This window comes from Niveispirillum sp. (genome assembly GCF_052437035.1).
Lineage (GTDB): Bacteria > Pseudomonadota > Alphaproteobacteria > Azospirillales > Azospirillaceae > Niveispirillum.
The window spans coordinates 116,296-128,505 of the sequence record NZ_JBQVOH010000004.1 but is presented as its reverse complement, the minus strand read 5'-3'; the positions used below and the strand labels follow the sequence as shown (position 1 = coordinate 128,505).

Sequence of the window (12,210 nt, the reverse complement as noted above, 5' to 3'; positions counted from 1 at the left end):
CCATGCTGCCCTTCACCAATCAAGTCCGCCGCCTGCGGTTCGAGGCTGGCGAGATGACGCAGCAGGAACTGGCCGACCGGATCGGCGTGACGCGCCAGACGGTGGCTGCAATCGAACAGGGAAAATATTCACCCAGCCTGGAGGCCGCTTTCCGCATTGCCCAGGTCTTTCAGGTGCCGCTGGAAACAGTGTTTCAATGGCAAGGGGACGGTGCGGCGGCAAACCCATGAAAAAGGGGCGGTCCCGAAAGGGCCGCCCCCGTCTCATCGTTCCGCAGAGGAACGGATCAGCCCTCGCCGCTGCTGGCGGGGTTGCCGATCATGGCCAGGAACTCACGCCGGGTCTTCTCGTCCTCGCGGAAGGCACCGAGCATGCGGCTGGTGACCATCGTGACACCGGGCTTGTGAATGCCACGGGTCGTCATGCACTGATGCGTCGCTTCGATTACTACCGCCACGCCCAGAGGCTCCAGCACCTCATCGACGGTGTTGGCAATCTGGGCTGTCATCTTTTCCTGGATCTGCAGGCGCTTGGAATAAACCTCGGCCACGCGTGCCAGCTTGGAAATGCCGACCACGCGGTTACGCGGCAGATAAGCGATATGGACCTTGCCGATGATGGGCACCATATGATGCTCGCAATAGCTTTCCAGCCGGATATTGCGCAGCACGACCATCTCGTCATAGCCGTCGGTTTCTTCGAAGGTCCGGGCCAGAAGATCGACAGGATCGACCTCATATCCGGCGAAGAACTCTTCATAGGACCGGACCACGCGGTCGGGCGTGCCCACCAGACCCTCACGGTCTGGATCATCACCGGCCCAGCGGATCAGGGTGCGGACGGCGGCTTCGGCTTCCGCCTTGCTGGGGCGAACCAGATTGGGGTTGGTGGCGGCGGGTCCGGCGCGGCGGCCATGGACGGGACCCGGCACGACCTTGTCGTCATTCTTCTTGGGCACGGTCACGGGGATGCACTCCTCAATGTATGTGTTCGGCTTGCATGCAGCCCCCTTGCAGGGCGGGCCACCGGCCAGTTCCCCCGATCCGGCCGGCCGGGCTACCTCAAAGGGTCAAGGTCAGTCCCGGCAGGAGAAGCAGATGGCTTGTTCGCCGAATGTTTCAAGCGCCGATTTCAGATATCCCCCCGGCGTGCGGATTTTCCGTCCCCTGATCGTCGGTGACGGCGTCAGTTCAGCCGCCGTTCCTGATGCGGACTGTCCAGGGAAAAGGCCGGGATGGCGATGTCAAAGCTCTCCCCGGCCTCGCTTTCCATCCCATAGCTGCCGACCATGATGCCGGACGGTGTGGAAAGCGGGGTGCCGCTGGTATAGGTGAAATGTTCGCCGGGCCGCAGCAGGGGTTGTTCGCCCACCACGCCCGGCCCCCGCACCTCCATTAATCGGCCCCGCGCGTCGGTGATCTTCCAATGCCGGGTGCGCAGGCGCACCGTCTCCTGCCCCAAATTCTCGATCCGCACATGATAGGCCCAGACATAATGGCCTTCCGTGGGTTGCGACTGGTCGGGCAGGTAGCGCGGCTCCACCGTCACCCGGATCGCGCGTGTCGTGTCGCTGTACATGGCGGCCTCCCGTCCCATTTCCGATCCGATGATCTGATCCCGGATTTCATCATGGCCCGCAGGCGAAAGATGCCCGGAGATCAGCATTATAGGCCGGTTCCGTCCCCACACAATCCCAGGCGGTTGCCGACGCATCCGGTCAGGGGGAACTTCGTCATGAAAACGCCGCTTGCGTCGGGGGGCGGATGGCCTCATATAGCAAATCACGGTCAACTGCTTACGAGCCGCGCGATGTTGCGCTTCACGCCCCTGCGACGACGAAAGATCTCGGTCCCCTTCTACGGGCGGCCGGTTCTTGTGCACGGGACCTGACGCCATCTGCGTGGGGGTCCCGGCCAGACGCTTCTCACAGTGTCTCCCCCACATTCCATTTTGCCGGGAAACCCCAATCGTATGAACATCACGCTTGAGCTGCCGGTTCACGCCGCCGCCATCGAAAAGCTTCTCGACAGCTCCTTCGGCCCCAAGCGCCACACCAAGACCGTGTATCGCCTGCGCAAGAATGTCGCCCCCGTGGCCGACCTGTGTTTTGTCGCGACCGATACGGATGAGGCGGGGAACGAGGTGCTGCTGGGCACCATCCGCTACTGGCCGGTTATGCTGGGCAACAGCGTCCAGGCCCTGATGCTGGGCCCCATCGCCATCGATCCGGCTCACCGCAGCGAAGGCTTGGGCGGTAAGCTGATCCGCCATAGCCTGGAGGCCGCCAAGGCTCTGGGTCACCGCATCGTCATTTTGGTCGGCGATGCTCCCTATTATGTGCGCTTCGGGTTCCAGCGGGATCTGGTGACGGGCCTGTCACTGCCCGGCCCGGTTGATCCGACCCGGTTCCAGGGTCTGGAACTCGTAGAAGGTGCCCTGACCGGCGTCACCGGCATGGTGGGTCGTGCCAAGCCGGCGAAGGTTCGGACGGCTGCTGTTGCGGCCACGTCTGCCGCCCCCCGCGCCGCCGCCAAGGTCACCAAGCTTGCGCTGTTCGCCGCCCTGACCCAGGGGGCCGACCTGGACACCCCGGTGTCCCGACGTCGTCTGCGGCGCGCGGCGCGCTGAACCGGGTGGGTCGGCCAAGGGGCGATCAGAAGACGATTAGACCCTTGATCCGGCATCGGGAACCCAATATAAGAACGGTCCCGGCGCGGGTGTAGCTCAATGGTAGAGCAGAAGCTTCCCAAGCTTACGACGAGGGTTCGATTCCCTTCACCCGCTCCAACGACTTTCCGGTTAATCCGGTTGTACAGACGGCGCCCCAACAGGGCGCCGTTGTCGTTTCGGGGTTATGACCCAGCCAAGGCCTTGGCGCGGATGCCGGACAGGGTGCTGGTCGGGGTGATGGCTTCGGGGTCCAGGCGGACATGTACCAGGGCCGGGCGGCCGCTGGCCATAGCGGCGTCGAAGGCGGCCTGAAACTCTCCCGCCTTTTCTACCGTGAAGCCGACGCCGCCATAGGCGCGGGCGAGTGCTGCGAAATCGGGGCTGTAGAGCTGCGTGCCCAGGACGCGACCGGGAAATTCACGCTCCTGATGCATGCGGATGGTGCCGTACATGCCATTATCGATGACGACGGCCACGATGGCCGCGCCATGCTGGACCGCGGTGGCAAATTCCTGCCCATGCATCAGGAAACAGCCATCGCCGGCCAGCGCCACGATGGTGCGGTCGGGTTGGTGCAGCTTGGCACTCACGGCAGCGGGCAGGCCATAGCCCATGGACCCGCTGGTCGGCGCCAACTGCGTGCCATAGGCCTGGTAGCGATGGAACCGGTGCAGCCAGATGGCGTAGTTGCCGGCGCCGTTGCACATCACCGAATCAGACGGTAGGGCGCGCAGGGCCGCCACGACCTCCGCCATCTGCACCGGGCCGGGATTGGCCGGCACATCATCGGTCCAGGCGCGATAGGCGGCGCGTGCCGCCTCCCGCCAGACCGCACGCGGGCCTGGGACGGCATGCGCCAGGGTGGGCAGGGCAGCGGTCACGAAGGCACGCGGGTTGGCCTGGATCGACAGCGCGGCCTGATAGACGCGGCCCAGTTCTTCGGCACCGGGATGCACATGCACCAGCGGCACACCGGGATTGGGGATGCCCAGCAGTTCATAGCCCTGTGACGGCACCTCCCCCATGGTGCCGCCCAGCAGCAGAACCAGATCGGATTGTTTCACGCGGGCCAGCAGAGCCGGATTGGCTCCGAAACCCAGGTCGCCGGCATAGGCCTCGCTCATCCCGCTCACCAGCATCTGGCGGCGGAACTCCACGGCCAGGGGGATATGGTGTGCCTCGGCAAAGTTGGCGAAGGCGGCAGCTGCTTCTGCGGTCCAGCCGCTGCCGCCCAGGATGGCCAGCGGGCGTTCGGCGGCGGCCAGACGCCGGGCCAGATCATCGATGGCAGCGGGGTCGGGGAAGGCCTCAACAGTGGGGGTGATGGCGGCGTCGGCCACATCGGCCAATTCCGCCAGCATATCCTCCGGCAGGGCGATGACCACCGGACCCGGCCGGCCCTGGCAGGCGACGCGGAAGGCGCGGGAGACCAGTTCCGGGATGCGGGCGGGGTTGTCGATCTCCAACGCCCATTTCGTCATGCTGCCAAAGACGGCGCTGTAATCCACCTCCTGGAACGCGCACCGCTGGCGCATGTCGCGTGCCACCTGTCCCACGAACAGGATCATGGGCGTGGCGTCCTGCTGGGCAATGTGGATGCCGGCAGAGGCGTTGGTGGCGCCGGGCCCGCGCGTGACGAAGCAGATGCCGGGACGTCCCGTCAGCTTTCCCTGCGCCTCTGCCATGATGGCGGCCCCGCCTTCCTGCCGACAGGTGATGAAGCGGATGCCGCTGTCATGCAGGGCGTCCAGGACCGGCAGATAGCTCTCCCCCGGCACGCCGAACACCATCTTCACCCCTTGCGCCTCCAGGGCGGCGACCAGAAGGCGGGCGCCGGTACGGGCGGTGTTTGGGGTGATGCCAGGGGCGATGGCTGCGTGCATGGTCATGACGGCGGTCCCTTGAGAATTGATTGCCGCGATTGTGGCGGCAATGACCGCCGGATTGAAGTGGCGGATCGGGCGGATTGCGGTGATGATCCCGTCGTTTCGACGGTCATTCGCGGCGAAGCGCCATTACAGCGACAAGGTTCGTACCGTGTCGCGGGCAGCCGTAACCTGCCGGTCATCACCGACGATCAGGAACAGCGCCTTGGCCCGGATGGTGCGGCCCACCGGATTGGCCAGGACGGCACCGGTATCGGCGCAGAGATAGCCGATGGGGGTGCCGATGCCGGCCCCGGCGATACGGGTCAGCAGATCCAGCCAGGTTCCTTCCCACATGCGGGGCAAGTCGATCCGGCGGCATTCATCGCCCTCTGCCGTGAACAGCTGTTCGATCAGCGCCTCCGATCCGGGGCTGACGATGGCGCGGGCCGCCACTTCGGGATAGCCGTGCATGACGCGGATGGGCTGGGCAGCACCAAGGCGGGCCAGACGGTCATGGTCGCCGACATCGACGCATTCGGCCACGATGGCGGTTGTCTGTCCCGCTTCCCGCAGGCGCAGGACGGTATCCAGCACGCGGGCCGTCGCCTCCCGGTCGGTTTCGGAGCTGGAAAAGACCAGGGAGGTGCGGGCACGGTCAGGCCCGGCATGGGCAAGCGCCGTGGCGTCCGCCGCACTGCCTGTAACATGCACGACCCCACGGTCGGCCAGTGCGGTCGGCAGGCGGGTTGTCTCAAAGGCGCGGGTCAGCAACAGAATCTGCGTGTCGCGCCAATCCTCATGCGCGCGGACCTGATCGACCAGCCGGCAGAGATGCTGGACTGCGTCGCCGCTAGGTTCACCGATCAACAGCAGATGGTTCGACAATTTCCACCCCCAGGTCCCGTTGGCCTTGCGTTCCTGTTGATCCATGCGCCAATCGACCAGCGCCGACACCAGGCTGGCCACCACAAAAATCCCGCCAATATACATGAAGCCGACCGTGGCCAGCCGCCCTGCATCGGTCTTGGCGAACAGATCGCCATAGCCGACGGTGACGATTGTCGTAGCTGTCAGCCACAGCGCATCGCGCAGGGCCATCCCTTCCAGCACCATCATGGCGATGACATGGGCCGCACAGACGGCGGCCACCCACAGCACCAGCGTGCCCAAGCGCCGGCCCAGGGTCACCTCATGCAGGCGTGACCGGGGAGAGCGGAACCAGCGATAGAGCAGGGACAGCATGGTCGGTCAGTGGCCAGGGACGGAAGAGCGGCAGCAGAAAGCAGAAGGGCGGGGATGTTGCCAGCCCCGCCCTTCCATTATCACACGTCCAGGTTCGCGACCTTCAGGGCGTTTTCCTGGATGAAGGCGCGGCGGGGTTCGACCACGTCGCCCATCAGGGTGCTGAACACATCCTCGGCGTCGTCCGCATGGTTGACCTTCACCTGCAGCAGCGTGCGGACATTGGGGTCCAGCGTGGTTTCCCAGAGCTGTTCGGGGTTCATTTCGCCCAGGCCCTTGTAGCGCTGAATGGTCAGGCCGTGGCGGCCCTGGTCGATCACGCCCTCGAACAGCGAGGCCGGGCCCGTGACATGGCGCAAATCCCTCACACGGTGGCGCAGGGTGCCGGCGACGGTGTAGGTGGACGACAGGTGATCGAACATGGCGTCCAGGCGGCGTGCCTCAACGCTTTTCAGCAGGTCGGCATCCAGCACATGGCGATGGGTCACGCCGCGGCGGGTGCGCGACAGGATCAGACCATCCTGATCCGCCGTACCCTGCCAACCGCCAATGGCGGCGGGGGTGGCATCCACGGCCATGGCATCACCGGCGGCCAGCGCGCGGTCACGCGCCAGCACGTTCAGACGGTCGGCGACAATGCCGGCCAGTTCGGCGGCGCGGGGCGCATCGTCCAGCAGCCTGGAGGACAAGGCGCCGATGATGGCGGCCTGTTCCACCACGTCGCGGTTCCCGGCCTTGCGGGCCAGGGCCTGGATGGCGGCCTTCGCGGCGCGTGCCTGCTCGACCAGACCGCGCAGATCGTCCCCACCCTTGGCGCTGCCGTCGGCAGCCACCAGGAACACATCATCCGTGCCCTGGTTGATCAGGTAATCTTCCAGCGCGCGGTCATCCTTCAGATACCGTTCCTTGGCTGTGCCGCGCTTCACGCGGTACAGCGGCGGCTGCGCGATGTAGAGATAGCCCTTCTCGATCAATTGCGGCATCTGCCGATAGAAGAAGGTCAGCAGCAGGGTGCGGATATGGGCGCCGTCAACGTCGGCGTCCGTCATGATGATGATCTTGTGATAGCGGGCTTTTTCGATCTGGAACCCGATTTCCGGGTTCAGTTCGTCACGCCCGATACCGGTGCCCAGCGCCGCGATCAGGGTACCGATCTCAGCCGATGACAGCATCTTGTCAAAGCGCGCACGCTCCACATTCAGGATCTTGCCACGCAGGGGCAGGATGGCCTGATTCTGGCGCGAACGGCCCTGCTTGGCGGAACCGCCGGCCGAATCACCCTCCACGATGAACAGTTCAGACAGGGCCGGATCGCGTTCCTGACAATCGGCCAGCTTGCCGGGCAGGCTGGCCATGTCCAGCGCCCCCTTGCGGCGGGTCAGTTCGCGGGCCTTGCGGGCGGCCTCACGCGCGGCGGCGGCTTCCACCACCTTGCCGACGATGCGCTTGGCGTCGGCGGGATGTTCCTCAAACCAGGAGGACAGGGCGTCGGCGCAGATCGCCTGCACCACGGGGCCTACTTCGGACGAAACCAGCTTGTCCTTGGTCTGGCTGGAGAATTTCGGGTCTGGCACCTTGACGGAGATGATGCAGGTCAGGCCCTCACGCATATCGTCGCCCGACAGCGCCACCTTCTCCTTCTTCAGGATGCCGCTTTCTTCCGCGTATTTGTTAACGGTGCGGGTCAGCGCAGCGCGGAAGCCGGCCAGATGGGTGCCGCCATCACGCTGCGGGATGTTGTTGGTGAAGCACAGCGTCGTCTCGTGATAGCTGTCGTTCCATTGCAGCGACACTTCCACACCGACGGGAACGCCGGCCTCTGTCGCTCGTTCACCCTTGGCATAAATGCCGGGCTTGTGAAGGGCCGTCTTGGACCGGTCGAGATAGGCGACGAACGCCTCAAGCCCACCCTCATAGAACAGCTCAACCGACTTCGGCTCCACCCCGCGCGCGTCGGTGAAGATGATGAGGACGCCGGAATTGAGGAAGGCCAGTTCGCGCAGGCGGTGTTCCAGGGTCTGGAAATCAAATTCGGTCTTGGTGAAGGTGGCCTTGGACGGCAGGAAGGTCACCTCCGTGCCGGTCAGCGCCTCCCCGGCGCGCTTGCCCTGCTGGACGATGGGGGCGGGGCCGACATCGGCCAGCGGCGCCACCGCATCGCCATGGGCGAAGCGCATTTCCCACACCCGGCCCTGGCGCCAGATGCGCAGGTCCAGCACCTCTGACAGGGCATTCACCACCGACACGCCCACGCCGTGCAGACCGCCGGACACCTTGTAGCTATTCTGGTCGAACTTACCGCCGGCATGCAACTGGGTCATGATGACCTCTGCCGCCGACACGCCTTCTTCCTTGTGAATGTCCACGGGAATGCCGCGGCCATTGTCACGCACCGTCACGGACCCGTCGGCATTCAGGCGCACATCCACGCGATCGGCGTGGCCGGCCAGCGCCTCATCGATGGCGTTGTCCACCACCTCATACACCATGTGGTGCAGGCCGGACCCGTCATCGGTGTCGCCGATATACATGCCGGGGCGCTTGCGGACGGCGTCCAGGCCCTTCAGCACCTTGATGGAACTGGCCCCATATTCCTCTGCGGCAGCGGAAACGGACAGGGCGGCGGTGGTGTTGTGATCGGTGTTCGTCATGGTGCCGGAGTGTAGCAGAAAGAGCCGGAAAACAGGGGTAAAAGCGCAGGCGGACGCCTAAAATTCCGCATGGCACAATCGCGATTGTGCAACCGTAACATGGGTGGCGGACGCTCCCAGCGGGCGGAAGATACCGGCATCGGTACCGGTCATCCAGGCCTGGCTGCCGGTCGCCAGAATCTCATCGAAAAGCGCCTGCCTGCGGCCTTCATCCAGATGGGCCGCCACCTCATCCAGCAGCAGCAGCGGGGCGGTTCCCGTCTCTGCCCGCATCAGACGGGCATTGGCCAGCACGATGGCGATCAGCAGGGCTTTCTGCTCCCCCGTACTGCCCAATTCGGCGGGCATATCCTTGGCACGGTATGTGACGGAAAGGTCTGACCGGTGCGGACCAATAGTGGCGCCACCCGCCGCCGCATCGGCCCGCCGCCCCTCGGCCAGCGCCTTGCGGAAACCTTCCTCGGCGTCCAGCGCCGGGCGCCCGGCCAGCAGCGCATCGACGGCCCCAATGATCGCGATGCCAGGGGCGGGGAAGGGGCCAACCCCCTGTGCCGCCGCCGCTTCCAGCCTTGCCGCCATGTCAGCCCGTGCCGCCGCCACCGCGATGCCGGTTTCTGCCATCTGGCTTTCCAGGCTGGACAGCCAGGCGGGATCGACGGGGCCGTCGCGCAGGATGCGGGCACGTTCGCGCAGGGCGTTTTCGTACTTGGTCAGGCGCCCGGCATGGCCGCTGTCAAACCCAAAGACCAACCGGTCCAGAAACCGCCGCCGCCCCGCCGCCCCTTCCAGGAACAGCCGGTCCATCTGCGGCGTCAGCCAGACGACGGAGACATGCTCGGCCAGCGCAATCTGGCCCTTGGCGGGGCGGCCATCGATATGGACCAGCCGCCGCTCACTCTCCCCACCCGCCGGATCGCGGCCCGTGCCGATCTCTACCGGGCCGGTCGGCGTGGCGACGGTTGCGGCGATGGCCCAGCCGGGGCCGCCCGTCCAATCCGCCGCTGAACTGTCGCCGATGCGTTCAATCTCCGACAATTTGGCCCGGCGCATGCCACGACCGGGGGCCAGGAAACTGACCGCCTCCAGAATATTGGTCTTGCCCGCCCCGTTCTCCCCCGTCAGCACGACAGGCCGCGTATCGCATTCAAGCCGCGCGCTGGCATAGGATCGGAACCGGGTCACCGTCAGGCGGGTGACGGCCAGGGTGGGGATGGGGTTCATCATATGGGTGCAGTTCGAAGGTGCTGGATGGGTGTCCAACGGATGTTCACTCTACCTCGGCGGCGGCTCCCCGCTTGGCGATCAGTTCATCGGCAAGACTGACGCCGTCAGGAACATACCGGCGAACAAGAGCTTGCGCACGTCTTATCGCCGCAGCGATGTCCTGGGGCGGGGCCACCCTCCTTTGAACCAACTGTTCGCTTTGCGCAGACACCGAAATCCCCTTTGTGCCAAAGGCACTTACACCGGCATACATGTCATTAATCGGGCATGCCCCTGGTCCTTGGTGGAGGTGCTGGTGGGGACATGACCTCTTCAATGATCTCGGTCCTGAAAACGCATAAATAAGGGACGAGTACGACGTCTGGACGGGTATCCCACAATACTCCGATACAACCACCCCAGTAGGCCACTGCCGCCAGTGAGCCGAGCAGATAAGGGCGTAAGTTGCGCTCGTCCCGTATAGTTGCCCGAAGCATCATCCAGCGATATCCCCTTCGTCGTCGCATGAGCAGCGTGATGCAAAGCGGTACCCCGCGCAAGCCCCAGCCCTAAGCAAAACGCCCTGGCCAGTCTCCCGGCCAGGGCGTTCCACAAACTCAACCCACAACTATCCTCACACGCGCATCGGCATCAGCACATAGAGTGCCGTGGCGTCCTGGGCGTCGCGGACGATGGTGGGGGAGCCGCCGTCAGCCATCTGGAAACGCGCAGTGCCGCTTTCGATCTGGCCGGTGATGTCCAGCAGATAACGGCTGTTGAAGCCGATTTCCAAGGGCGTGTTGTCATAGGCGATTTCCAGCTCTTCCGTGGCCGAACCGGCATCGGCGGAACTGGCGGACAGGGTCAGCAGGTCACGGCCCAGCGACAGCTTCACGGCGCGCGACTTCTCGGTCGAAATGGTGGCGACGCGGTCCACGGCGGCGGCGAAGGACTTGGAATTAACCTCCAGCACCTTGTCATTGCCGGCGGGGATCACGCGCTCATAATCCGGGAAGGTACCGTCGATCAGCTTGCTGGTCAGCACGACATTGTCGAAGGCGAAGCGGACCTTGGTTTCCGACAGCTGCACATCGATGCTGCCCGCGACCTCGTCCAGAAGTTTGCGCACTTCCAGCACGGTCTTGCGCGGCACGATCACGCCGGGGATGGCGGACGCGCCTTCGGGCAGCGGCACTTCCACGCGGGCCAGACGATGACCGTCCGTGGCCACGGCACGCAGGGCCGGGGCGTCGCCGCCCTTCGGCTTGGTCGCATGCACATAGATGCCGTTCAGATAGTACCGGGTTTCCTCGGTGCTGATGGCGAACTTGGTGCGGTCGATCAGGGCCTTCAACTCGCTGACGGTCAGCGTGAAGCTGTGGGCCAGATCGCCCTGCGCCATCTGCGGGAAATCATCGATGGGCAGGGTGCCCAGCTTGAAATGCGACCGGCCCGACCGCAGGGTCAGCACATCGCCCGTCGCATCCAGCTCCACCTGGCTGCCATCGGGCAGCTTGCGGGCGATGTCATACAGGGTGTGGGCGGGGGCGGTTGCCGAACCGGGCGTGGCGATTTCCGCCGGCACGCTTTCCACAATCTCCAGGTCCATGTCGGTGGCGGTCAGCGACAGTTCGCCATTGGCCGCGTTCAACAGGACATTGGACAGGACCGGAATGGTATTGCGCCGTTCGACAATGCTCTGCACATGCCCGAGGGAGCGAAGCAGGGCGGCACGTTCGATGATGATCTTCATCCTGGTTCCGGTCGGCTAGGTCCCCCGAAAGGGGACGACAATGTTCTTCCAATCCCCCGGCCAAGGGCCGGAAGGGGCGCTACCATAGCATAAGACATCGGACATAACAGGGGTTTGCTGCATGGATCGGGCCACTGTCTGATGGACAGGGTACGACCCGGCCAACGCTCCGGCGGCGACTGCCGCCGCGCCGCACGTGCGGCGTGAAGCCAAGCGGCGGATGCCGCGCCGGCGCCTGAGGAAAACGAACGACTAGAGCGTATTTCCGGTCACCGGAAATACGCTCTAGCTCACCATGGGGGCGGGGCGCTTGGGATAGTCGAAACGCGGCGGCAGACGATGATGCAGGGCCGCGTAGATGGTCATGACCGCCGCCCCGGCCACCGCAATGGCCAGCAGTTCCAGGGCTGGCATGGTGGTCGATCCCGCCACCACCACGGGCATGGCGCCCGCCGGCGGATGGGTCAGGCGGGCCAGTGACATCATGGTGATGGCGGCCCCCACTGTCAGCCCTACCACCCACCAATCGGCGGGCAGGGCCATATGGGCCAGCAGGGTGACAAGGCCGGCCAGCAGATAGCCACCGATGACGTTCACCGGCTGGGCCAGCGGGCTTGCGGCTTGTGCGAACAGCAACACGGCACTGGCCCCGAACGGCGCCAGCAGCAGCGGCAGATGCGTCACCCCGGCCAGCCACCCCGCCGCCGCGATGGTCACGGTCGCCCCCAGTCCGGCCTTCACATGGGCGGCCAGATGCGGATGGCGGGATTCATGACGGACCAGCAGATGACGCGGCATGGGTAAATCCTGTGCATTGCGTGCC

General features: G+C 65.1%; 10 protein-coding genes and 1 tRNA gene. 3 read left to right on the top strand and 8 right to left on the bottom strand.

What is annotated here, in order from left to right:
• Positions 1-2 precede the first annotated feature (2 nt).
• Positions 3-230, top strand: coding sequence for a helix-turn-helix transcriptional regulator (locus tag ACT6Q8_RS12380; protein ID WP_054166896.1), 228 nt, complete (start codon positions 3-5; stop codon positions 228-230).
• 56 nt (positions 231-286) lie between these two features.
• Here ACT6Q8_RS12380 and folE read toward each other — a convergent pair whose 3' ends face one another.
• Complete coding sequence (gene folE / locus ACT6Q8_RS12375; RefSeq protein ID WP_054166987.1) at positions 287-931, bottom strand: GTP cyclohydrolase I FolE; 645 nt, start codon at positions 929-931, stop codon at positions 287-289.
• 254 nt (positions 932-1,185) lie between these two features.
• Positions 1,186-1,578 carry a Co2+/Mg2+ efflux protein ApaG gene (apaG, locus tag ACT6Q8_RS12370; protein ID WP_054166986.1) on the bottom strand — a complete coding sequence of 131 codons (393 nt, stop codon included), beginning with the start codon at positions 1,576-1,578 and terminating at the stop codon, positions 1,186-1,188.
• 393 nt (positions 1,579-1,971) lie between these two features.
• On the opposite strand from apaG, the gene ACT6Q8_RS12365 reads away from it, so the two are divergent.
• Positions 1,972-2,628 (top strand): GNAT family N-acetyltransferase, encoded by a 657-nt coding sequence (locus ACT6Q8_RS12365; RefSeq protein ID WP_082372096.1) that lies wholly within the window; start codon positions 1,972-1,974, stop codon positions 2,626-2,628.
• 85 nt (positions 2,629-2,713) lie between these two features.
• Positions 2,714-2,787: transfer RNA gene (locus ACT6Q8_RS12360), tRNA-Gly, on the top strand.
• A 65-nt stretch (positions 2,788-2,852) separates the two neighbouring features.
• On the opposite strand, the gene ACT6Q8_RS12355 is transcribed toward ACT6Q8_RS12360, so the two are convergent.
• The 6 genes from ACT6Q8_RS12355 to ACT6Q8_RS12330 form a co-directional block, all read right to left on the bottom strand.
• Positions 2,853-4,559: a thiamine pyrophosphate-binding protein gene (locus ACT6Q8_RS12355; protein WP_444732824.1), complete on the bottom strand. Its 1,707-nt coding sequence runs from the start codon at positions 4,557-4,559 to the stop codon at positions 2,853-2,855.
• Positions 4,560-4,685: 126 nt separating this feature from the next.
• Positions 4,686-5,780 carry a potassium channel family protein gene (locus ACT6Q8_RS12350; protein ID WP_444732825.1) on the bottom strand — a complete coding sequence of 365 codons (1,095 nt, stop codon included), beginning with the start codon at positions 5,778-5,780 and terminating at the stop codon, positions 4,686-4,688.
• Positions 5,781-5,860: 80 nt separating this feature from the next.
• The gene (gyrB, locus tag ACT6Q8_RS12345) at positions 5,861-8,431 is read right to left on the bottom strand and encodes a DNA topoisomerase (ATP-hydrolyzing) subunit B (RefSeq protein WP_444732826.1); all 2,571 of its coding nucleotides are present in this window, start codon (positions 8,429-8,431) and stop codon (positions 5,861-5,863) included.
• Positions 8,432-8,488: 57 nt separating this feature from the next.
• Complete coding sequence (recF, locus tag ACT6Q8_RS12340) at positions 8,489-9,652, bottom strand: DNA replication/repair protein RecF (protein ID WP_054166892.1); 1,164 nt, start codon at positions 9,650-9,652, stop codon at positions 8,489-8,491.
• A gap of 616 nt (positions 9,653-10,268) precedes the next feature.
• Positions 10,269-11,387, bottom strand: a complete 1,119-nt coding sequence (gene dnaN, locus ACT6Q8_RS12335; protein ID WP_054166891.1) for a DNA polymerase III subunit beta — start codon at positions 11,385-11,387, stop codon at positions 10,269-10,271.
• A gap of 285 nt (positions 11,388-11,672) precedes the next feature.
• Entirely contained in the window at positions 11,673-12,185 is a 513-nt protein-coding gene (locus ACT6Q8_RS12330; protein ID WP_444732827.1) for an HPP family protein, read from the bottom strand.
• Positions 12,186-12,210: the final 25 nt, after the last annotated feature.